A 20,645-nucleotide genomic window follows, 5' to 3' on the forward strand; every position below is an offset into this window, starting at 1 on the left:
TAAAAAAGGCCCCAAAGGGCCTTTTTGTCAAAATCCCAGCAGAAGCAGAGCCCCTACAATGAGCAAAGTATCCGCCAGATTGGATTTTTCACCGTTTTCATCGGTATCCGCCAACAGGAAATAGACCAGCACCAAGAGCAAAATGGTGTCGCTGTCCAGCTCCGGCAGCTTGATGCGTTGGCCCAGACTTCCCAGCAGGCCGCTTTTTCTGGGCGGCTTATTTTCCGGTCGGACTTGGGGCTCGGGAGCGGAGGAGGGCGGTGGAGGAGGCATTTGAGCCGCCTGAGGGAAGAAGGCTTCAAAACCATCTCCCTGAAAATAGCGGTCATACATGGGCTCATCTCCTTTCCAGCCCGCCCAGGGCTTCTTGGGCTGCCCGGGCCAGATTGGCCATTTTCACCGCCCGGTCGATGTCCGGTGCCCGCCGCTGCCCCAGATAGGGCTTGAGGGCCCGCAGCAGATTGACCTTTTCCGGCTTGAGATAATTGGCGTCGCCGGAAAAAGCCATCATCAGCCGGGGGAGCAGGGCCGGATCCATTCCCCTTTGTTTTTCCGTGTTTTCTTCGGCGGAGGAAGAGCCCTTTCCAAACAGCGAGAACAAAGAGGAAAGATCCAGACCTCCTTCTTTTTTTTGCTCATTTCCGGCAGGCGGGGAAGAAAGGCTCTTTCCCAAAGAGGCCAGAAGAGAAGAGAGATCCCCGCTTTTTGGTTCCTCGGATGGGGGCTTGGGTGTTTGCGCCGGAGAAGGAAACAGGGCTCCCAGCCCTCCAAAGTCAGGGGATGGGCTGGGGGCAGCATCCTGTTTTTGCAGCGCCGGAGCCAGGCCGGCGGCCAGATCGGTGACTTTTTTCATGCTTTCCGGATCGGAAAACAGTTTTTGAAGGGCATCCTGGATGTCGGCCATGGGTTCCGTCCTTTCTCCGCCCTTTCAGGAAAACACCCAGGCGGCCGGCGCGGAAGGCCGCCTGGGAGCAAAAGTCAGCGGCCCACCACTTCGATGATTTTAGCTGCCAGCTGTGCCCCTTCCGGGCTGGAAAGCAAAGTGGAGAGCAGCACACGGGCCTGATCCTGGTCGCCGCTGGCCGCGGCTGCTGCGGCGTTTTTGATGGCGTCGCCACCGTCGCTGGCCAGCATGGCAATGAGCTGACGGCCGCTTTCGGTGCTCACCACACTGTTGAGCTTATCCAGACTTTTTACAATTTTGGCCCCTTGGGGACTGGCCATGAGGACCTTGGCAAGGTTTTCGTAATCGTTTTGCATGATGTATCTCCTCCCATGGGCTTTTCAACACAGTATATGCATTGAAAAACCCTTCGGTTCCGAAAAAACGAAAAAATTTCCGCTGCCCCCTTTCTTTTTTCATGCAAGTGATGTATCCTAAAAGCCAAGATCAAACAAAACGGAAAAGAGGAGGGATGGGATGAAGCTGTGCGTGGCTTCCGACTCCCACGGGAATTTCGATGCACTGTGCCGGATGTTGGAGAAAGAAAATCCCCACTGTCTGCTTTTTTTGGGTGATGGTGTGCGGGACGCAGAGGATGCGGGAATGCTGTTCGGCTGCCAGGTGCTGGCGGTGGCGGGCAACTGCGATCTGATGTGCCAGGAGCCTTTGACCAGGACGCCTCAGCCGGAGGGGGTGCGGCTTTTTCTCAGCCACGGCCACCGTTTTGGCGTCAAGGATGGGCTGGATGAATTTCTTCGGGCGGCCCAGCAGGCTGGTGCCCAGGCAGCTTTTTTCGGTCATACCCATCAGCCGGTAGCGCTAGAAAAGTGGCCGGTCCCTTTGTATAATCCGGGAAGCATTGGTTATGGAGGTACTTATCTTCGTCTGGAGATCGACCAGGGCCAATTTTCCTGTAGTTTAGAAAGGATCGATAAGGATGTATAAACAGATTTTGCAAGGCTTCCACCGCAAGGCGGTGCCCTTTTCCCTGTGGGTAGGTTTTTTTCTGCTGATGATCAGCTTTTATGAGGCCATTTGGCAGACTCCCTACGCCACGCCGGTGCATTTTCTCATTCCGGCGCTGCTGTTTTGTCTGGTCACGGTGGTGATCTGCGGTTATTCTTTTGTATCCTATGAATACCGGCTGATGCACGATCACCTGTTTATCCGCCTCCAGCTGATGGGACATCCTATAAAGGCCAAAGTGATTGCGTTGGGAAACCCGGAATGTATTCTGGTGGAGAGCTGCTCCATCGGCAGCACGCTGGGGAGAGGCAAACAGCATTACTATCTGCCCCTCATTGGCCGGGATCGGTGCTGTATGCTTCGTTACCGGGACAAGGGCGTACTGCGGTATTTGGTGTTTCGTCCTTGCTCTGTGCTGGTGGATATGATCCGCCTTCAGCTGGAAAGCGAGCGGGCCAGCCGGAGAGAAGAGGAAGAAAAACGGGAAAATGAAAAATAGGCTATAGATGCAAGAGCAGGGAGAGGAAGTGTTTCCTCTCCCTGCTCTTTACTTTTGGATATGGCGGTGATATATTGAAATTAGTACAGAAAAATATAACTGCATTATGGTGAGGAGGTATGGGTGTGAAGAGGAAATGTTCTTTGTTGCTGGCCATCCTGTTTTGTCTTACATTGCTGCCGTTTTCGTCCTTGCCGGCGCAGGGCGCGGGAGAGACCGAAAAAACGCTGGATTTTCAGAACCAGCGCACGGTCACAGAAAATTATTTTGTCATGGAGAATGGGGACCTGTATCATGGGAACTCCCGGGCGTATGAAGGCCAGCTGACAGAAGGGTCAAATACATACACGGGCCAGTGCCAGTTTGAAAAAGTAGAAGGAATTTCCAATGTCATCCATGTGGCGGAATCGCTGAATCAGACCCTGGCCGTCACAGAGGATGGCAGCCTGTACACCTGGGGGAAAAATCACAATGGGCAGTTGGGCCTGGGTGATACAGTGGATCGGGATACTCCTCAGAAGGTGGAAGGTCTTCCTCCTGTGATTTCGGCAGATATTTCTGAGACGCATGGGATTGCCGTCACAGAGGATGGCAGTGTCTATGTGTGGGGAAGTGTCTACATGGGAGACGATGCAAAATGGAACCCGATCTGGAAAAAGTACACCTCACCCCACAAAGTGGAGGGTGTTCCTGCTGGCCTCCAGGTTTCCACTGGAGGGGGTAATTTCACTTTGGTGACCCAGAATGGTGATCTGTATACCTGGGGCGTGGGTCAAAATGGCTATGCAGAGGGGCTTCCTCAATACAGCCCTGTGCCAACAAAGATTCTTTCCAATGTGAAGATGGCAGTGAGCAGAAAGTGGAGTAGCTATGCCATTACCAACAATGGGACTTTATATGGCTGGGGTGAAAACTGGGATAGCTCTCTGGGGCTTTCGGGAGGGAAAGTTTGGGAGCCCACCCGAATTATGACCCATGTGAGCCGGGTGAGTATGGACTGGTATAAATCTGCCATTGCTATTACTGAGAGCGGAGAGCTTTATATGTGGGGATTCTATGGCGATAGAGCCTATGAAAATCATGAGATGGATGAATGGTCCTTCTCTATCCCCGAGAAGGTTGACTGCGGCGATACCGCTGTGGCCGATGTGGTGGCCCAGGGGACAGACACCCTGATTCTCACCCAGGACGGCGGGTTATATCTGTGGAATATCGGTCCGGTCTATGATGTTGGCTGGGATCTCAAACAGGTGACCACCGGCGTGATGGTGCCGGAGCAGCTGCAAAGGGAGCCGAACCCGCCGGAGGAACCTGGAAACCGCCCCTTGGATCAAAAAGGAATCTTTGATGCAGAGTATTTTGTGGACCCCGCAGGGGATCTTTATTCCTTTGGCGATGGGAGTGAAAAGCAAGTGACAACCCCTGGCAAGGTGGCCTATTGCGATGATGACCTGATCATCACCCGGGATGGCAGCCTGTATCTGTGGGAAGGCAAGTGGGTGAAGAAGGAGGGCCTGCCTCCTGTGCTCAAGGCAGACCGTTGGAAAGAAAACGGCATAGCGATAACGATGAACGGGGTCTATGTCTGGGGAAATGTGTATACCGGGGATGATGCAAACTGGAATCCCATTATAGAAAAATGGGACACGCCCCAAAATATCAACTGGTCCGCTGCGGATGTGGCCTGCGGCCCTGGTGTTTTTGCCCTTGTTACAGCAGATGGAAAACTGTATACCTGGGGCATGGGTCCCATGGGTGAGACCGGCTATGGGGAAGGAAATCCCAAGAACAGTGCAGAACCTCGTTGGATTCTTTCCGATGTACTCACAGTGCAGTGTGATGAATACACCTGCCAGGCTCTCACCGAAGATGGAGACCTTTATGTGTGGGGCGGCAATTTTGAACATCGGTCTCTGGGGATGGATGACTTCTATGTGATGGAGCCCACCCGGCTGATGCGGAATGTGCAGCAGGCCGAGCTGGATCGCTTTTCCGGCGCAGCCCTGACCCAGGATGGACAGCTGTATCTGTGGGGCTATTACCAGGGAAAGGACAACGATCCTCAGGAAGAGCAATACCGGCTGCCGGAACCCACATTGGTGGATACGGGCGATCTGCGCTTTACCGAGCTGGCCTATGGCGGAACCCGGAGCGCCCTTCTGGCCACCGATGGAACACTGTGGCAGTGGAACATCGATGGCGTGACAAAGGATCAGCTGGGTAAACAGAGCCTGACCAAGGTTGCAGAGGAAATCAGGATGCTTGGTGCCGCTTGTGGGTCGATGGACAATTTTGTTCAGGAGCGGACCTATCAGCAAGGTCAGTTCTCCGATGTGGATGAAAACGCCTGGTATGGGGCGAATCAGCAGGGCGCCATTCAGGGGGCCTATGAGCTGGGCCTGATGGATGGCATGGGAGATGGAACCTTTGCCCCGGGAGAGTACTTGTCTTGCAGCGAAGCCATTAAAATGGCCAGTGTGGTGCGCAGCATTTATACAGATGATGGTGTGGACCTGACTGGCGGGGAACCTTGGGATGCTCCCTATCGGGCTTACAGTATTTTGGAGGGAATCATCCCCTTTGAAAGGAAGAGTGAATTTTATTGGCGGTGCAGCCGTAGCCAGATGGCCTATCTCTTTGCCCGCGCTCTGCCGGAAGAGGAACTGGAACCGGTGGAGGGTGCGATCCTGCCGCCCGATGTGAGTGATGACCAGACCTACGCCAAGGAGATCCGGCTTTTGTATCAGGCAGGGATTTTGCAGGGAAGTGATGCAGAAGGCAACTTCCATCCCGGTGATTGGATCACCCGGGCGGAAGCGACCGCAATTCTCAACCGGCTGTGCCAGAAGGATGCACGGATAGGTGCATAGCAGCAAATTGTTCATGGAAAACATCCATCCAATAGAAACAGCCCGGACAGAAGCCTGTCCGGGCTGTTTTTGTGAAAATGAGACTATTTCTGGTTTTCAGGGAAAAGCTCTTCCAGCAGCTCTTCTGCCTGCGTTTTGCTCTTCGGCGGGACATGAATCCGGAGCCGCTCCTGCACACCGCCCCGCATGACAAGACCAGCACCATAGACTGGCACAGAGGTGGCGGGAATACCTGCCTTTTGCAATGCTTCCATCAGCATTTCTGCCCACATGGCCTCTTTTTCAGTGAGAAAAACATAACTGGTTTCCATCCTGTTCCTCCTTTCTTGATGGGGGGGAGCTTATGCTTTTTTCATCGTTATCACTTGGTGATAATCTTAGGTTTGCCATTTTGATAGAAAAGCCAAATGGACGATACAAGTGCGGCAATCAATCCCACCGCCAAAATCCAATTTGCCTTGATGACAAACATGGAAAGCATCAGGTTTGAAAATCCATGGAAGATTGCACAGCAAAATACACTGGCCGTCTTCTGGTACAGCACAGCAAGCCAAAAACTCAGAATCAAACCGTAGATGCAATACAGACCGAAGTGGATGTTTTGGTGAGACATGCCTTCTATGAACCAAAGGGGGATATGCCACATCATCCATACACAGCCGGTTATCAATGCTGCAACGGGGAATGGGAACTTTTTTTCAAGCTCAGGCTGCATCGTGCCGCGCCATCCCAGCTCTTCATTGCCGCCGCTGACCAATGTGGCAGATAACAGCACGACCGGCGCTGTATACCAGGGGAGCTGAGGGTTGAGTTCCATGGAGGAAAGGCCGATGACGGCTGCCTGTATAACACAGAATAGCAGCAGATACCAGAAGCTATTTTTTTGACAGGAGAAAATGAAGCGCAACACCGGTTTGGGCCCTTTTTCAGGCAGCAGCAAGATGGCAGAAATCGTCGGCCCGAAACCACCGATGGCAAACAAAAGAGTAAACAGGCCTTGGGAAGAATGAAGAATGTTCCGGTTTGTTAGCAATGCCAGGCCCCACCAGAATGTATAGGTGATGGCAAAGGTGATCACTATATATGTGATGATTTTTTTCCTGTTCATCGGTGTCACTCCTTGTGTGAATAGGTATATGTAGGCAGGGCGGCAGAACAAAAACAGCGGTGCAGCCCCTTCTTATTTGCGGGCACGGCTGGTATCCGTCCTTTTATTTCCCTTGCCCCTGGGGACAGATGTCCAGCAGGAAACAGGCAGTGCATTTGGGAGAGCGGGCGGTGCAGATATCCCGGCCAAAGTGGACGAAACGATGACAGGTGTCGTTTTGATCGGCTGGAGCAATGAGCTTTTTCAGATCCATCTCCACCTGATAGGGGTCCTTGCTTTTGGTCAGCCCCAGCCGGCCGGAGATGCGGATACAGTGGGTATCGGCCACAATGGCCGGCTTACCGAACAGATCGCCCAGGATCAGGTTGGCCGTTTTGCGTCCCACACCGGGCAGTTTGAGCAGTTCCTCCATGGTGTCGGGGACTTTGCCCTCATGGTTTTCCAGCAGAGCCTGGGCGCATTTTTGAATATCCATGGCCTTGACCCGGTACAGGCCACAGGGCTTGACCACTTCCATCAGTTCCGAAAGATCGGCTCCGGCGATGGCCTCCAGGCTGTCCCAACGGGAAAACAGTTCTTTGGTTACCACATTCACCCGGGCATCGGTGCATTGGGCCGACAGCCGGGTGGCAAATAAAAGCTCATAGTCCTTCCGGGCCACCAGGGAACAGGAGGCAGGATAATGTTCTTTCAGGGCTTCGACGATCAGAGCTGCTCGTTCTTTTTTTCGCATAGCGATTCACCGTCCAAAGAAAATATTTTGTCACATGGTAGCTCATTCCGTTTGCAGCGGGAAAAGGTCGGGCAAAATGCACAGGGCACCTGGGGATTGCCTTGGAAATTTCGACGAAGAAATGGGAGAGATGTGGGGAAAACCCGTTTTTCCACATTTTACACCGTCAAATATGGCCGAAAATAAGAATTTTCATAGGAATGAGGGGATGGATTCCATTATAGCAAAGAGTTGAAATAAAAACAATTCGAGTATATAATGGAACCAAGGTTTCGGCCTTTGATCAATGAAAATAAGGAGGTTGGATGCGCCATGTTTCGAGAGAATATGGATTTGGTGAAGCAGTTCGATCCGGAGGTGGGCCAGGCCATTGAGCAGGAATACAACCGGCAGCGCCGCAATATCGAGCTGATCGCGTCAGAAAACATCGTCAGCCCCGCGGTCATGGCGGCTATGGGTACAGTCCTGACCAATAAATATGCGGAGGGATATCCCCGCAAACGCTATTATGGTGGTTGTGAATGTGTGGATGTGGTGGAAGACATCGCCCGGGACCGGGCCTGCAAGCTGTTTTCTGCTGATCATGCCAATGTGCAGCCCCACAGCGGTGCTTCGGCCAACATTGCCGTTTATTATGCTCTGGTCAAGCCCGGCGATACCGTTCTGGGCATGAACCTGGCCAACGGCGGTCACCTGACCCACGGCAGCCCGGTAAATATTTCGGGTAATTATTATAATGTGGTTCCCTATAACCTGAACCCTGAAACCGAGACCATCGATTATGATGAGGTTCGCAAGCTGGCCAAGGAGCACAAGCCCAAGATGATCATCGCCGGCGCTTCTGCCTATCCCCGGGAGATCCGCTTTGATATCTTTGCCGATATCGCCAAAGAAGTGGGCGCCTATCTCTTTGTAGATATGGCCCATATCGCCGGTCTGGTGGCAGCTGGTCTGCATATGAGCCCGGTGCCCTATGCCGATGTGGTGAGCACCACCACCCATAAGACGCTGCGGGGTCCCCGCGGCGGCCTGATCCTTTGCAAGGAAGAGCTGGCAAAGCAGATCGACAAGGCCGTGTTCCCCGGCACCCAGGGCGGTCCGCTGGAGCATATCATCGCAGCCAAGGCCGTCTGCTTCGGCGAGGCCATGAAGCCGGAGTTCAAGACTTATCAGGAGCAGGTAGTGAAAAACGCCAAGGCTCTGGCCGATGCGTTGCTCAAGGAAGGATTCGACCTGATGAGCGGCGGCACAGACAACCATCTGATGCTGGTGGATCTGCGCAACTTCCATGTTACCGGCAAGGAGATGCAGAAGCGGCTGGACGAAGTGTATATCACTGCCAACAAAAACTCCATCGCCAACGATCCGGAGAGCCCCTTTGTCACAAGCGGCATCCGTATCGGCACACCGGCCATTACCACCCGGGGCTTCAAGGAAGAGGATATGCCCAAGGTGGCTGAGCTGATCAAGCTGGCCGCGGTGGACTTTGAGAACAAGGCCGATTATATCCGCAGCGAAGTGAACAAGCTGTGTGAAAAATATCCCCTGTTTGATTAAATGAGAAAGAAGAAAGGGCGCAAGGCTGGGCCTTGCGCCCTTTTTGTTCCTTTTGAGAGGAGACGCCAATGGAAAGACTACGAAATTTTCGCCGGGCCATCGGCTATGTGCTGATGTTTCTGGCGATCCAGTTTGCCTGTACCCTGGCAGCCGGCATCGGTGCACAGGTGTATTTTCAGGCGGTGGCGCCGGATGGAGCGGCAGAGCTGTATGAGGCCTTTGCCAGCGATTACAGCACAGTGATTTTGCTAAGCAGTCAGGTGCTCACCATTTTGATTATTATGGCCTTGGCCAAGCTGCGGGGGATGACGCTGTGGGATCTGGTGCAGGGCGGACAGAATATTGGGCGGCGGCAGGTAGCCTGTTTGCTGCTGGCCGGTGCCTGCGGCAATATTCTGGTCTCCGGTGCTATGGATCTGCTGCCTTTGCCCCAGCAGTTGATGGAGTCTTACAACCAGGCTTCCCAAGGACTGAATACCTCCCTTTTGTGGGCCGATCTGCTGTCAGTGGCTGTATTTGCCCCCCTGGTGGAAGAGATGATTTTCCGGGGATTGGTGTTTTCCCGGCTGCGGAAAGCCTTGCCTGGCTGGTTGGCGGTGGTTTTGCAGGGGTTGGTGTTCGGCTTTGTCCATGGGCAGCTGGTGTGGATCGTCTATGCCACATTGTTCGGCCTTCTGCTGGGGTATGTCCGCCTGCGCACCGGCAGTCTCAAAGCCAGTATTTTGCTTCATCTGGGATTCAATTTATCCTCCTTCTTCATCGGTATCGTCTTTTATCTGGCTCCTCAGAATTTCCTGGGCCAGCTTTCGGTGACGCTGCTGGGCGGCATTATGCTGGCTGGTTTTTTGTCCATCGCCTTTCAGGGGCTGGAGCAAGAGCCGGATGAGCAGGATCCGCCGGAGTGGGAAAACTGAAGATTGCAGAAAAAGCCCGCACCTATGGCGGGCTTTTTTCATTGGTATGAAAGCAGATCGCCGGCCTGCCGGCAGCAAAGGAGTCACCCCACGGAAAAGATGCCGCCTACGGAAACAAAGAAAAGGATGGAGTCCAGGCCAGGGGCCTGTCTTGCTTTTCCATGGCTGGGAGAGCTTGGGGGAAAGGATATTTGTATACCTTTTCCCTTGTGTCAAAAGGGAAAATAGGGTAAAATAAGCGGTGTATATTTGATATAGAGAGGGATGTCGGTTATTCGTATCAAAATTATGGCTGTGGCCTTTGACAATGTGACCATGGATGAAGCCGTGGGCTATGCCATGGAGCAGATCCAGAGCCGGAGCAAATGCATGGTGGTCACACCCAATGCAGAGATCGCCCAGGCTTGTGTCACCAATGACAAGCTGCGGGACATCGTATCCCGGGCGGGATTGGTGCTGCCCGATGGGATCGGCGTGATCTATGCCTCCCGCATCCTTCGCCGTCCCCTGAAGGGCCGGGTGCCCGGGGTGGAGTTTGGAGAAAATCTTCTGTCCGCCTTGCGGGATACAGGAAAGAGTGTCTATTTTCTGGGCAGCAAGCCGGGGGTGGCCGAAGAAGCCGCCCGGCGGATGCAGGTGAAATACCCCGGACTGAAAGTGGCCGGCTGCCATGACGGCTATTTTAAAGAAGACAGTCAGGCAATCGAAGCGGTGAATGCCGCCCATCCGGATGCCTTGTTTGTCTGTCTGGGGTCTCCCCGTCAGGAATATTTTATCGATGAACATTTCCAGGAGCTGAATGCCACTCTGATGGTGGGTCTGGGAGGATCCCTGGATGTGTATGCCGGAAAAGTGGAGCGTGCGCCGGATCTTTTCATCAAGCTGGGCCTGGAGTGGCTGTACCGTCTGCTGAAGCAGCCCAGCCGCCTGGGACGCATGATGAAACTGCCTCAATATATGTTTGCGGCTTTCCGCTGGCGCATTAGGGGAGAAGAATGATATGACGCCAAAAGTGACTTTGCTTTCTCATACGCCCCAGCCGGAAAAGCTGGTGGCCGCCGCGGCCCGGATGTGCTATTCCGCTGCCAGTGCGGACACTATCTGGGAGGGGCTGGACGAGGAAAAAACACAGAACTTCATCGATATGCTGGCGGAGATCGGCCATGAAAGCCCGGTGGAGCACGCCAGCTTCACCTTTGCCATCGAAGGGGTATCCCGTTCGCTGCTGGCCCAGATCACCCGCCACCGCATTGCGTCTTTCAGCGTGCAGTCCCAGCGATATGTGCGGGAAAAAGCATTTGAATATGTGCTGCCTCCTTCCATTGGGGACGATCCTCACTGCCGGGAGATTTTTGAAAAGGCCATGGCGGAGGATCAGCGTCTGTATGATGAGCTGGCTGCGGCCCTCACAGATCGCCATGCCGCCCGTCTGGAAGAGCAGGGAATGGCCCCGGAGGAAGCACGGAAAGCGGCTCGGAAAATGGCCAATGAGGATGCCCGGTTTGTGCTGCCCAATGCCTGCTGCACCAAAATGATGGTGACCATGAACACCCGGTCACTGTATAATTTCTTCCGCCTGCGCTGCTGCAACCGGGCCCAGTGGGAGATCCGGGAGGTGGCCCGGCAGATGCTGGAGGAGTGCCGCAAGGCGGCGCCCCATCTCTTTCGGAAGGCCGGCCCGGCCTGCCTTTATGGCCCCTGCCCGGAAGGGAAGATGAGCTGTGGTAAAATGGCTCAGGTGCGCCGGCTGTATGGGGTGGAGTGATGGCAGGACAGCTGATTGTCATTGAAGGCACCGACGGGTCGGGAAAATCCACCCAGTTTGCCCGGCTGTGTCAGCGGCTCCAGCAGGAAAAGATCGATTTTCGCAAAGCGGTTTTTCCCCGGTATCACCAGCCCTCGGCGGCCCTTCTGGAGATGTATCTGGGCGGGGCTTTCGGCACAAAGCCGGAGAGCGTCAATCCCTATGCGGCATCCACTTTTTTTGCGGTGGACCGGTATGCTTCCTATAAGACCGATTGGCAGGAATACCATCAACAGGGCGGGCTGATGCTTTGTGACCGGTATACCACCTCCAATGCAGTGCATCAGGCCGCAAAACTTCCCAAAGAGGAAACCGGGCCTTTTTTGGATTGGCTCTTTGATTTTGAGTATAATAAACTTGGGCTTCCTGCGCCCACTCTGGTTTTTTTCCTGGATATGCCGGCCCATCTCACATTCCAGCTGCTTTGCAAGCGCCAGGGGAACGAGGGAGATATCCACGAAAAGGATCACGATTATCTGGCCCGCTGCCGGGAAGGGGCGCTGGAAATCTGCCGGCGGTATGGCTGGCAGGTCATCTCCTGCGCACAGGAAGGGACACCTTTGACGGTGGAGCAGATCCACGGGAAGATCTGGGATCGGGTGTGCCATCATCTGGGCCAGGCCGGACAATAACCCATCAAAACTGAAAAGGAAAAATGGTGAAATAATGCTTCCTTTCCGAGAAATTTCCATAGAAGACAAGAAGCAGATCGAAGAAAAGCTCAATCTGGAACCGGCACGCATGACCGAACGGTGTTTTACCGATTTGTTCATCTGGCGCTGCCGGTACCGGACATTGTTCGCCATACAGGGCGAATTTCTGTATATGCTCTTCCTGGGAGAGGACGCTCCCTGCCTCATCTATCTGTTCCCTGTGGGAAAGGGGGACCGGAAAGCCGCTCTTCAGGTCATTGACCAGGATGCCAGGGAACGGGGAAAGCCTTATCGGATTCTGGGCTGCACCCAGGCCCAGAAGGAAGAAGCGGAAAAACTCCTGCCCGGCCGATATGCCTTTACAGAGGACCGGGACAATTTTGACTATATTTACTCCACAGAAGATCTGGCCACACTCAAAGGGAAAAAGCTTCACTCCAAGCGGAACTTCATCAATCGTTTTTTGCAGGAGCATGAAAACAACTGGCATTATGAAAAGCTGGAGCCTGCAAAGCATCGGGAAGAGATCCTGAAATTCCATCATCTCTGGTGCGAGCGCCACGATGCAAACACAGCGGATACAGTGGTTTACGAACACTGTGCGGTGTGGCAGGCGCTGGAGCATTACGAGGCTCTGGCCATGCGGGGCGGGGTGCTTTATGTGGATGGGCGTATGGCCGCCTTTACCATGGGAAGCCCATCTTGCAGCGATGCCTTTACCGTGCAGATCGAAAAGGCCATGGCCGACATCCCCGGGGCCTATCCCCTGATCAACCGGGAGTTTATCGCCCATGAGGTCATGGATTTCCCCTATGTGAACCGGGAGGAAGATATGGGCATCGAAGGACTGCGCAAAGCCAAGCTTTCCTATCGGCCGGTGGAGCTGACGGCAAAATACCGTATGGAGCCTCTGCCATGATCCGCCTGGGGAAAAAAGAAGACCGAAAGGGTCTGGAAGAGCTGTTTGATCTGTGCTTTCCCGGGGAAAAGGACTTTACCCACTGGTTTTTTCAAAGAGTCTGGAAGGCGGAAAATACGCTTCTCTATGAAGAAGGATACATCCAGGCCATGCTTCAGGTTCTTCCGGTGCAGCTGCGCCAGGGAGAGTTCCATGGCCGGGGTCTGTATGTATATGGAGTGGGTACGCATCCCGCCTGCCGGGGCAAAGGTCTGGCGGGCGCACTGCTGGAGGAAGCCCGGAAAGAGGGGACAGAGCGGGGAATGGATTTGCTGATGCTCATTCCTCAGGAGCCTTCTTTGTTTGATTATTACCGGCGCTTTGGTTACCGCACCGCCTTTTGGGTGGAAGAGCGGCAAGTCAAGGCCCGCAGGGAGGAAGAAGGCCGGTTGTCTTCGGCCGGGCCGGAGGATCTTCCGGAGGTGGCAGAGCTTTATGGCAAGGCTCTGGGCACTTTGTTTTCCGTGGATCGCACGCCGGAGGACTTTGCTCTTCAGCAGGAGCTTTACGGGGACAAGGCCCTGGTGCTGCGGCGGGATGGCCGCCTTACGGCCTGGGGATGTATCGAACCGGCGGGAGAAGCCTGGCGGGTCTGTGAAGCTCTGGGGCCCGATGCTTTGCGCCTGGCCGCTGCTGCATTGGAGCGGGTGGGGGCCCAAACAGGGCTGTGCCGGTTGCTGCCGCAAAACGATCCCAAGCCCTTTGCCATGGCGCTGCCTTTGACACCGGCCGGAGAAAAACTCCTGGAACAGAAGGCAGGCTACTGCAATCTGCTGTTTAACTGAGAAAAAGGAGACCATGGATGGATAAAAAAGAATGCCGCCGGCAGGCACGGTCCCGGCTGGCCAGCCTTTCCGATGCCGATGTCCGGGGGAGAGGGGAAGCCTTTGCCCGGGCACTGGGGGAAAGGCCGGAATACAGGCAGGCCGGCACTGTTTTTTGCTATTTGTCGGTGGACAGAGAACCGGACACCTTTGCCTTTCTCCGCATGGCGCTGGAGGACGGGAAACGGGTGTGCGCGCCGGTGTGCATCGGCAAAGGCGTGATGCGGGCCAGGCATCTTTCCCATCTGGACAGGCTTCAGGAGGGGAAGTACGGTATCCCGGTGCCGCCGGAAGGAGAAAGCTGGGTGGAGCCGGAAGAAATCGATTTTGCCGTGATTCCCTGTGTGGCCTGCGGCGAGGATGGCACCCGCCTGGGTCACGGCGCCGGATTCTATGACCGGTTTTTGCAGAAGGGGCGGTTTTTCCGGGCGGCTTTGTGCCATGAGGAATTGCTGCTGCCCCATGTGCCGGTGGAAGAGCATGACGAGAAGATGGATTTGATCTGCACCCAGTCCCGGGTCCTTACCTTTGGGAAAGGTCGGGATGGACAATGAAGGCTCTGATCTATTCCCTGATGCCGCCGGTGGCCATGGGCATTTTGCTCATTCTGGGTGCGCTGCCGGAAAACAACCGATGGCTTTCTCCTTTGGCCATGGCGGCCCTGGGAGAAGTGGTGGCTTTTTTTCTGTCTCTGCTGGTATTCTGGCTGTTGGGAAGAAAAGGCCCATGCCCGATGAATCTCCGCTTGGGGAGAAGCCGGCTGCGGTTTGCTCCCTTCGTCTTTTTTTCCTCTCTGGCAGTGTCCCTTTTGTCCTTTTTCCTCAATTACCTGGTGGCTCTTTTTACTGGCGGCACATTGCTGGAGGACACGGCATACAGCGCCTGGAGCCAGTATGGAGGCACCCCCACCTGGATTTTGGTGCTGGTCATTGCCTTTTTGCCCGCTTTGACGGAAGAGCTGTTTTTCCGGGGCGGATTGCTTTCCGGCCTGGAAGGGTGGGGACAGACATCGGCTATTTTGATTTCGGCCCTGTGCTTTGCCATGATCCATGGCACAACGGCCAATTTCCTGGGGCCGCTCACGGCCGGACTGCTGTTTGGATATATGACCGTGATCACCGGCTCGGTGTGGCCGGCGGTGTTTGGCCACTGCTTCAACAATGTGTTTTACCTGGTGGTGAGCTATTTGTTCAAGCGGTATGCCGCTTTCGGCATCTGGCCCTACTTTGTCATGCTGGCCGCAGCGGTGCTGTTTCTCAGCATCTATGGAGCGGCGTCCTGCCTGGAAAGCCTGATCGAAAAAGGGCGGGTACCCCGGCTGCGGGGCAGCGGCGGCGCCAAAGCAGTGGTGCGTTCGGTGCTTTGCCCCGGTGTGCTGGCTGTGGCGGTGCTGTTTGTGCTGAAAGCCCTGTTGACTTAACCGATAACCAATAGGAGGTGTATCATGAGCCGTACCAGCGGAGAATATGAGCAGAGCCCGGCTCCCCGGGCTGGCAAGAGAAGAAAAAAACGCCGGAAAAACCGGGCGGGGAGTATGATGCATGCGGTGAGCTATCTGGTGTTCATCCTGGGTGTCTCCCTGATTCTTTCCGGTTTCGGCATCTACATAGCAAATGATATGTTTGCTCTGGTCAAACCGGAAAAAACAGCCATGCTGGAACTGAGCAAGGACACCACCCATGGAGAGGTGGCAAAAATGCTCAAGGAAGAAGGGATCATCCGCTGCCGGTGGGCCTTCACGCTGTATGCCAATTTTTCCAATGGAGACAAAACCTTTGACTCGGGAAAATTTGAAGTCAGTGCAGATATGGACTATGGCCAGATCATCAACACCCTCAACCGGGTGTCCACCTATACCGAGGTGGCCGAGGTGACCATTCCCGAAGGCTATACCATCCAGCAGATTGCCCAGCTTCTGGAAGATGCCCGGGTGTGCGGCGCCGAGGATATCATTGAAACGGCCAATACCTATCCCTTCAAGCATGAAATGCTTCAGGATGTGCCCATGGAGGAAAACCGTCTGGAAGGGTTCCTCTATCCCGACACCTATCAGTTCTATATCAATGACAATCCGGTGCGGGTGCTCAACACCATGCTGAATAACTTCAACAACAAATATACTTCCGAAATGCGGGAACTGACCGAGCAGTCGGGCTACTCCATGCGGCAGATTCTCACCATTGCTTCCATGGTGGAGCGGGAAGCGGTGCTGCCTGAGGAACAGGCCACCATTGCCGGGGTCATCTATAACCGGTTGAATGATCCTCAGAATTTCCCCCATCTGGATATCGATGCCACCGTGCAATATGCTCTGGGAGAACACAAGGAAAACCTGACCTATGAGGATCTGGAGATCGACAGTCCTTATAATACCTATAAGGTCACCGGTCTTCCCAAAGGGCCCATCTGCAATCCTGGTGTGCCTGCTATTCTGGCGGCATTGCAGCCGGAGAATCACAATTATTATTTCTATGTGGCCGATCCGGAAGACCAAAGCCATCTGTTTGCCCAGACTTACAGCGAGCATGAAGCCAATGTGGCTGCCATGCAGGAAAAGAAGGAGCAGATGGGATGAGAAAACCGGAACTGCTCAGCCCGGCCGGAGACTTTGAACGGCTGGAATACGCCCTTGCTTATGGGGCGGACGCCTGTTATCTGGCGGGCAAGGATTTTGGGATGCGTACAGCACCGGGGAATTTTACCGGTGAAGAATTGGAAAAGGCCTGCAAGCTGGCCCATAGCCTGGGAAAACGGGTGTATGTGACGGTAAATACCATGCCCCGCAGCGAAGAAGCCGAACGAATCCCCGCTTTTCTGGATTCCCTCCAGCAAGCGGGGGCCGATGCTGCCATTATCGCCGACCTGGGCGTGCTGGAAATGTGCAAGCAGTATGCCCCGCGCCTGGAGCGGCACATCAGCACCCAGGCCAACATCACCAACTACCAGGCCGCAGAAGCCTGGCACAAGCTGGGGGCTCATCGGGTGGTGCTGGCACGGGAACTTTCCCTTGGGGAGGTAGCTCTGATCCGGGAAAAGACTTCGCCGGAACTGGCCATTGAAGTGTTTGTTCACGGGGCTATGTGCATGTCTTATTCCGGCCGGTGTTATCTGTCCGCTTATCTCACTGGGCGGGACGGAAACCGGGGAGCCTGTGCCCAGCCCTGCCGCTGGCAGTATTCCCTGGTGGAGCGTCAGCGTCCAGGCCAGGTGATGGATGTATTCGAAGGGGAGGAAGGGGCCTACATCCTCAACTCCAAGGACCTTTGCATGCTGGATCACATTCCGGAACTGATCGAAGCCGGGGTGGACAGCTTCAAGATCGAAGGCCGGGCCAAAACCGCCTATTATACTGCCATTACCGCCAATGCCTATCGCAGGGCCATCGACCTGTATTGCAAAGATCCAGCCGGATATGTTTTGCCGGACTGGGTGCGGCAGGAAGTGGAGAAGGTCAGCCACCGGGAATATTACACCGGTTTCTATTTCGGAGATACGGACAGCCAGCGGCCGGAGGACGGTGGATATCAGCGGCCTTGGGAGGTGAGTGCCCTGTCTCTGGGAGAGCAGGGGCCCTATGGGCCGGTGTTTCTCCAGAAAAACCGGTTTTCCCTGGGGGATGCGCTGGAGCTGATCGACCCTGTGGGGGCGCCGGTGGCCTTCCAGGTGGAAAGACTTTTGGATGAGGAAGGACAGGAACTTACCTGCGCTCCCCACCCCCACCAGCGTCTGGTGCTGCCTCAACTGACACAAGTGCACGAAAAAGCCTTTTTACGCCGCCGGGCGAAAAAGGAAGAAAAATAGCAAGGATGGAGAGAAGAACCATGGAAAAATTGGGACTCAATGAAATCAGAGAGCGGTTTCTCCGCTTTTTTGAAAGCAAGGGCCACCTGCGGCTGAAAAGCTTTCCCCTGGTGCCCCAGAACGACAATTCCCTGTTGCTGATCAATGCCGGTATGGCGCCGCTGAAGCACTATTTCACCGGTGAACTGACCCCGCCGGCCAGCCGGGTCACCGACTGCCAGAAGTGCATTCGCACTCTGGACATCGACAGCGTGGGCAAGGATGCCCGCCATGGCACCTATTTTGAGATGCTGGGCAACTTTTCCTTTGGCGATTACTTCAAGCGGGAAGCCTGTCAGTGGGCCTGGGAGTTTATTACCCAGGAAATGAAGATGCCGGTGGACAAGCTGTATGTATCGGTGTTTCTGGACGATGACGAAGCCTATGACATCTGGACAAAGGAGATCGGCGTCCAGGAGGATCACATGGTGCGCCTGGGCCGGGAGGACAATTTCTGGGAGATCGGCTCCGGCCCCTGCGGCCCCTGCTCGGAGATCTATTTCGACCGGGGCGAGAAATACGGCTGCGGCAGCCCGGACTGCGCCCCCGGCTGCGACTGTGACCGGTATGTGGAGTTCTGGAATCTGGTATTCAGCCAGTTCAGTAGCGACGGCAAGGGCAACTACACCCCTCTGGCCCGGAAGAATATCGATACCGGTATGGGCATTGAGCGTCTGGCCTGCATTATGCAGGATGTGGACAGCCTGTTTGATGTGGATACCGTTCATCGGATCCTGGATCATGTGGCGCAGCTGGCCGGCGTCACCTATGGCAAGGACAAGAAGCAGGATGTATCCCTGCGTATCATCACCGATCATATCCGCAGCAGCGTTATGCTGGTGTGTGACGGCGTCATTCCCTCCAACGAAGGCCGGGGCTATGTGCTGCGCCGCCTGCTGCGCCGGGCCGCCCGTCATGGCCGCCTGTTGGGACTGACCCAGCCTTTCCTGGCGGAAGTGGCCGAAACGGTCATCCAGGAGAACGAGGGCGCTTACCCCGAGCTGCGGGAAAAAGAAGAATATATCAAAAAGCTCATCCGCACCGAGGAAGAGCGCTTTGCCGCCACGGTGGAAAGCGGTCTTGTAAAGCTGGATGAGATGATCGCCGCTCTCCGGGGCAATGGGGATACCCTGTCCGGTGAGGACGCCTTCAAGCTGTATGACACCTATGGATTCCCGGTGGATCTGACAGTGGAGATCCTGGAAGAGCAGGGCTTTAAGCTGGCCCAGGAAGCTTTTGAAGAGATGATGCGCGCCCAGCGGGAGCGGGCCCGCCAGGCCCGGGGCAACACGGTAGGTCTGGGCTGGGCCGGGGACGATGTGTCCCTCAAGGAGCTGCCTGCCACTGTGTTCACCGGCTATGACAAGCTGGAGGATATGGGAAAGGTGCTGGCCATTGTCACCGAAGGGGAACTGGCCGGTTCCCTCAGCCAGGGGGCCCAGGGCACTCTGGTGCTGGATCAGACTCCCTTCTATGCAGAAAGCGGCGGACAGAGCTGGGATACCGGTATGCTGAGCCGGGAAGGAGTTATGCTTCGGGTGTTGGCTGTGCGCAAGACGGCCGACGGCAAGTTCCTCCATCAGGTGGAATCCCTGGAGGGAACGGTGAATGTGGACGACACTCTGTGCGCTCATGTGGATGAGTCTCGCCGCCGGGCCATTATGCGGGCCCACTCGGCTACCCATCTGCTGCAGAAGGCGCTGCGCAGTGTGCTGGGCAACCATGTGGAGCAGGCCGGTTCCTTGGTGGAGCCCGACCGTCTCCGTTTTGACTTCACCCATTTCAGCGCCGTTACCCCGGAAGAGCTGATGGAAGTGGAAAAGCAGGTGAATGAGGAGATCCTGCGGGATGATCAGGTGGACATTTCGGAAATGCCCATTGACGAAGCCAAGAAGCTGGGGGCCATGGCTCTGTTCGGCGAGAAATACGGCGATCAGGTCCGGGTGGTCCGGATGGGCGATTATTCCATCGAGCTGTGCGGCGGTACCCATGTGCCCAATACCGCACGGGTAGGTCTGCTGAAGATCGTCAGCGAAGCCTCGGTAGCCGCCGGGGTCCGCCGTATCGAAGCCGTTGTGGGCAGCCAGGTAACTGCCATGCTCCATGAAAAAGAGCAAACCATTGCCCAGGCTGCGGCGGCCATCAAGTCCTCTCCCATGGAACTGGTGAACAAGGCCCAGCAGACCATGAACGAGCTGCGCCAGGCTCTCCACAAGGTGGACAAGCTCAGCGCCCGGGTGGCTGCACTCCGGTCGGTGGAAATGCTCAACTTTGCCCATACTGCCGGGGACAGCGATATCAATGTGCTGGCCATGAAGGTGGACGATATGAGCGCCGATATGCTGCGTACCCTCAGCGATGATCTGCGGGATAAGGCTCCCAATCTGGTGAGTGTGCTGGCTCTGGTCACAGAGGAAGGCAAGATCAACTTTGTGGCGGCCTGCGGCAAGGAAGCGGTGAAGAAGGGGGCCCATGCAGGCAACATCCTCAAGCAGGTGGCCAAGATGACCGGCGGTGGCGGCGGCGGACGCCCGGACAGCGCCACAGCGGGCGGCAAAGACCCCTCCAAGCTGGAAGCGGCTCTGGAAGCAGTGAACAACATCGTGGAAGAAATGGTAAAGTGAGGGATTTGTAATGGATTGCCTGTTTTGTAAGATCGTAAAGGGAGAGATCCCTTCCAAAAAGGTTTATGAAGATGAGAAGGTCTATGCCTTCTATGACATCGAGCCGGCAGCGCCGGTACATTTCCTGGTCATTCCCAAAGAGCATATTATGAGCTCCTGCAATGAGGTGACCGAGGAAAACAGCGCCATCATCGGCCATATTTATCAGGTGATTGCCAAACTGGCCCGGGAGCTGAAGCTGGATAAGGGCTATCGGGTGGTGACCAACTGCGGCGAAGATGCGGGACAGACGGTGCAGCACATCCATTTCCATGTGTTGGCCGGCGGGCCTCTGGGCAAGATGGCCTGATTT

The 20,645-nt window shown here is 55.3% G+C and carries 22 protein-coding genes; 16 read left to right on the top strand and 6 right to left on the bottom strand.

Features of this window, described 5'->3' with window-relative positions:
• Nucleotides 1-27: 27 nt before the first annotated feature.
• The 3 genes from H6A25_RS06855 to H6A25_RS06865 form a co-directional block, all read right to left on the bottom strand.
• On the bottom strand, nucleotides 28-333 hold the full coding sequence (locus tag H6A25_RS06855) for a hypothetical protein (protein ID WP_204751224.1): 306 nt from the start codon (nucleotides 331-333) through the stop codon (nucleotides 28-30).
• 4 nt (nucleotides 334-337) lie between these two features.
• A complete protein-coding gene (locus H6A25_RS06860) occupies nucleotides 338-904 on the bottom strand; it encodes a hypothetical protein (protein ID WP_204751225.1) in 567 nt (188 codons plus the stop codon).
• Nucleotides 905-978: 74 nt separating this feature from the next.
• Nucleotides 979-1,260 (bottom strand): hypothetical protein, encoded by a 282-nt coding sequence (locus H6A25_RS06865; RefSeq protein WP_204751226.1) that lies wholly within the window; start codon nucleotides 1,258-1,260, stop codon nucleotides 979-981.
• Nucleotides 1,261-1,420: 160 nt separating this feature from the next.
• Here H6A25_RS06865 and H6A25_RS06870 point away from each other — a divergent pair, with 160 nt between their 5' ends.
• The 3 genes from H6A25_RS06870 (at nucleotide 1,421) to H6A25_RS06880 (ending at nucleotide 5,278) form a co-directional block, all read left to right on the top strand.
• On the top strand, nucleotides 1,421-1,888 hold the full coding sequence (locus H6A25_RS06870) for a metallophosphoesterase family protein (protein ID WP_204751227.1): 468 nt from the start codon (nucleotides 1,421-1,423) through the stop codon (nucleotides 1,886-1,888).
• On the top strand, nucleotides 1,881-2,408 hold the full coding sequence (locus tag H6A25_RS06875) for a hypothetical protein (RefSeq protein ID WP_204751228.1): 528 nt from the start codon (nucleotides 1,881-1,883) through the stop codon (nucleotides 2,406-2,408). The genes H6A25_RS06870 and H6A25_RS06875 overlap by 8 nt, the downstream gene beginning before the upstream one ends.
• 125 nt (nucleotides 2,409-2,533) lie before the next feature.
• A complete protein-coding gene (locus tag H6A25_RS06880) occupies nucleotides 2,534-5,278 on the top strand; it encodes an S-layer homology domain-containing protein (RefSeq protein WP_204751229.1) in 2,745 nt (914 codons plus the stop codon).
• Nucleotides 5,279-5,361: 83 nt separating this feature from the next.
• On the opposite strand, the gene H6A25_RS06885 is transcribed toward H6A25_RS06880, so the two are convergent.
• The 3 genes from H6A25_RS06885 to nth form a co-directional block, all read right to left on the bottom strand.
• Complete coding sequence (locus tag H6A25_RS06885) at nucleotides 5,362-5,589, bottom strand: hypothetical protein (RefSeq protein WP_204751230.1); 228 nt, start codon at nucleotides 5,587-5,589, stop codon at nucleotides 5,362-5,364.
• Nucleotides 5,590-5,639: 50 nt separating this feature from the next.
• Complete coding sequence (locus tag H6A25_RS06890; protein WP_204751231.1) at nucleotides 5,640-6,386, bottom strand: CPBP family intramembrane glutamic endopeptidase; 747 nt, start codon at nucleotides 6,384-6,386, stop codon at nucleotides 5,640-5,642.
• A 103-nt stretch (nucleotides 6,387-6,489) separates the two neighbouring features.
• Nucleotides 6,490-7,119: an endonuclease III gene (gene nth, locus H6A25_RS06895; protein WP_204751232.1), complete on the bottom strand. Its 630-nt coding sequence runs from the start codon at nucleotides 7,117-7,119 to the stop codon at nucleotides 6,490-6,492.
• 312 nt (nucleotides 7,120-7,431) lie between these two features.
• Between nth and glyA the strand changes: the two genes are divergently transcribed.
• From glyA to H6A25_RS06960, 13 genes are all read left to right on the top strand, one after another.
• Nucleotides 7,432-8,676 carry a serine hydroxymethyltransferase gene (gene glyA / locus H6A25_RS06900; RefSeq protein WP_275951886.1) on the top strand — a complete coding sequence of 415 codons (1,245 nt, stop codon included), beginning with the start codon at nucleotides 7,432-7,434 and terminating at the stop codon, nucleotides 8,674-8,676.
• Nucleotides 8,677-8,744: 68 nt separating this feature from the next.
• Complete coding sequence (locus H6A25_RS06905; RefSeq protein ID WP_204751233.1) at nucleotides 8,745-9,590, top strand: CPBP family intramembrane glutamic endopeptidase; 846 nt, start codon at nucleotides 8,745-8,747, stop codon at nucleotides 9,588-9,590.
• Between the two features lie 264 nt (nucleotides 9,591-9,854).
• On the top strand, nucleotides 9,855-10,589 hold the full coding sequence (locus H6A25_RS06910; protein ID WP_204751234.1) for a WecB/TagA/CpsF family glycosyltransferase: 735 nt from the start codon (nucleotides 9,855-9,857) through the stop codon (nucleotides 10,587-10,589).
• Nucleotide 10,590: 1 nt separating this feature from the next.
• Nucleotides 10,591-11,355 (top strand): FAD-dependent thymidylate synthase, encoded by a 765-nt coding sequence (gene thyX / locus H6A25_RS06915; RefSeq protein ID WP_204751235.1) that lies wholly within the window; start codon nucleotides 10,591-10,593, stop codon nucleotides 11,353-11,355.
• Nucleotides 11,355-12,026 (top strand): dTMP kinase, encoded by a 672-nt coding sequence (locus H6A25_RS06920; protein WP_204751236.1) that lies wholly within the window; start codon nucleotides 11,355-11,357, stop codon nucleotides 12,024-12,026. The genes thyX and H6A25_RS06920 overlap by 1 nt, the downstream gene beginning before the upstream one ends.
• Before the next feature lie 34 nt (nucleotides 12,027-12,060).
• Nucleotides 12,061-12,966 (top strand): DUF2156 domain-containing protein, encoded by a 906-nt coding sequence (locus H6A25_RS06925; RefSeq protein WP_204751237.1) that lies wholly within the window; start codon nucleotides 12,061-12,063, stop codon nucleotides 12,964-12,966.
• Nucleotides 12,963-13,790, top strand: coding sequence for a GNAT family N-acetyltransferase (locus H6A25_RS06930; protein ID WP_204751238.1), 828 nt, complete (start codon nucleotides 12,963-12,965; stop codon nucleotides 13,788-13,790). Before H6A25_RS06925 ends, H6A25_RS06930 begins: the two co-directional genes overlap by 4 nt.
• 17 nt (nucleotides 13,791-13,807) lie before the next feature.
• Nucleotides 13,808-14,383, top strand: a complete 576-nt coding sequence (locus H6A25_RS06935; protein ID WP_204751239.1) for a 5-formyltetrahydrofolate cyclo-ligase — start codon at nucleotides 13,808-13,810, stop codon at nucleotides 14,381-14,383.
• Nucleotides 14,380-15,249, top strand: coding sequence for a CPBP family intramembrane glutamic endopeptidase (locus H6A25_RS06940; RefSeq protein ID WP_204751240.1), 870 nt, complete (start codon nucleotides 14,380-14,382; stop codon nucleotides 15,247-15,249). The genes H6A25_RS06935 and H6A25_RS06940 overlap by 4 nt, the downstream gene beginning before the upstream one ends.
• A 24-nt stretch (nucleotides 15,250-15,273) precedes the next feature.
• Nucleotides 15,274-16,404 carry an endolytic transglycosylase MltG gene (mltG, locus tag H6A25_RS06945; protein WP_204751241.1) on the top strand — a complete coding sequence of 377 codons (1,131 nt, stop codon included), beginning with the start codon at nucleotides 15,274-15,276 and terminating at the stop codon, nucleotides 16,402-16,404.
• The gene (locus H6A25_RS06950) at nucleotides 16,401-17,630 is read left to right on the top strand and encodes a peptidase U32 family protein (protein ID WP_204751242.1); all 1,230 of its coding nucleotides are present in this window, start codon (nucleotides 16,401-16,403) and stop codon (nucleotides 17,628-17,630) included. The genes mltG and H6A25_RS06950 overlap by 4 nt, the downstream gene beginning before the upstream one ends.
• Before the next feature lie 20 nt (nucleotides 17,631-17,650).
• On the top strand, nucleotides 17,651-20,293 hold the full coding sequence (gene alaS / locus H6A25_RS06955) for an alanine--tRNA ligase (protein WP_204751243.1): 2,643 nt from the start codon (nucleotides 17,651-17,653) through the stop codon (nucleotides 20,291-20,293).
• 10 nt (nucleotides 20,294-20,303) lie between these two features.
• Entirely contained in the window at nucleotides 20,304-20,642 is a 339-nt protein-coding gene (locus H6A25_RS06960) for a histidine triad nucleotide-binding protein (protein WP_204751244.1), read from the top strand.
• Nucleotides 20,643-20,645: the final 3 nt, after the last annotated feature.

The sequence above is a fragment of the Intestinimonas butyriciproducens genome (genome assembly GCF_016901775.1).
Classification (GTDB): Bacteria; Bacillota; Clostridia; order Oscillospirales; family Butyricicoccaceae; genus Pseudobutyricicoccus.

Coding starts and splice junctions, on each gene's coding strand:
- H6A25_RS06855 (WP_204751224.1), bottom strand. CDS start 333: ATGTATGACCGCTATTTTCAGGGAGATGGTTTTGAAGCCTTCTTCCCT.
- H6A25_RS06860 (WP_204751225.1), bottom strand. CDS start 904: ATGGCCGACATCCAGGATGCCCTTCAAAAACTGTTTTCCGATCCGGAA.
- H6A25_RS06865 (WP_204751226.1), bottom strand. CDS start 1,260: ATGCAAAACGATTACGAAAACCTTGCCAAGGTCCTCATGGCCAGTCCC.
- H6A25_RS06870 (WP_204751227.1), top strand. CDS start 1,421: ATGAAGCTGTGCGTGGCTTCCGACTCCCACGGGAATTTCGATGCACTG.
- H6A25_RS06875 (WP_204751228.1), top strand. CDS start 1,881: ATGTATAAACAGATTTTGCAAGGCTTCCACCGCAAGGCGGTGCCCTTT.
- H6A25_RS06885 (WP_204751230.1), bottom strand. CDS start 5,589: ATGGAAACCAGTTATGTTTTTCTCACTGAAAAAGAGGCCATGTGGGCA.
- H6A25_RS06890 (WP_204751231.1), bottom strand. CDS start 6,386: ATGAACAGGAAAAAAATCATCACATATATAGTGATCACCTTTGCCATC.
- nth (WP_204751232.1), bottom strand. CDS start 7,119: ATGCGAAAAAAAGAACGAGCAGCTCTGATCGTCGAAGCCCTGAAAGAA.
- glyA (WP_275951886.1), top strand. CDS start 7,432: ATGTTTCGAGAGAATATGGATTTGGTGAAGCAGTTCGATCCGGAGGTG.
- H6A25_RS06905 (WP_204751233.1), top strand. CDS start 8,745: ATGGAAAGACTACGAAATTTTCGCCGGGCCATCGGCTATGTGCTGATG.
- H6A25_RS06910 (WP_204751234.1), top strand. CDS start 9,855: ATGTCGGTTATTCGTATCAAAATTATGGCTGTGGCCTTTGACAATGTG.
- thyX (WP_204751235.1), top strand. CDS start 10,591: ATGACGCCAAAAGTGACTTTGCTTTCTCATACGCCCCAGCCGGAAAAG.
- H6A25_RS06920 (WP_204751236.1), top strand. CDS start 11,355: ATGGCAGGACAGCTGATTGTCATTGAAGGCACCGACGGGTCGGGAAAA.
- H6A25_RS06925 (WP_204751237.1), top strand. CDS start 12,061: ATGCTTCCTTTCCGAGAAATTTCCATAGAAGACAAGAAGCAGATCGAA.
- H6A25_RS06930 (WP_204751238.1), top strand. CDS start 12,963: ATGATCCGCCTGGGGAAAAAAGAAGACCGAAAGGGTCTGGAAGAGCTG.
- H6A25_RS06935 (WP_204751239.1), top strand. CDS start 13,808: ATGGATAAAAAAGAATGCCGCCGGCAGGCACGGTCCCGGCTGGCCAGC.
- H6A25_RS06940 (WP_204751240.1), top strand. CDS start 14,380: ATGAAGGCTCTGATCTATTCCCTGATGCCGCCGGTGGCCATGGGCATT.
- mltG (WP_204751241.1), top strand. CDS start 15,274: ATGAGCCGTACCAGCGGAGAATATGAGCAGAGCCCGGCTCCCCGGGCT.
- H6A25_RS06950 (WP_204751242.1), top strand. CDS start 16,401: ATGAGAAAACCGGAACTGCTCAGCCCGGCCGGAGACTTTGAACGGCTG.
- alaS (WP_204751243.1), top strand. CDS start 17,651: ATGGAAAAATTGGGACTCAATGAAATCAGAGAGCGGTTTCTCCGCTTT.
- H6A25_RS06960 (WP_204751244.1), top strand. CDS start 20,304: ATGGATTGCCTGTTTTGTAAGATCGTAAAGGGAGAGATCCCTTCCAAA.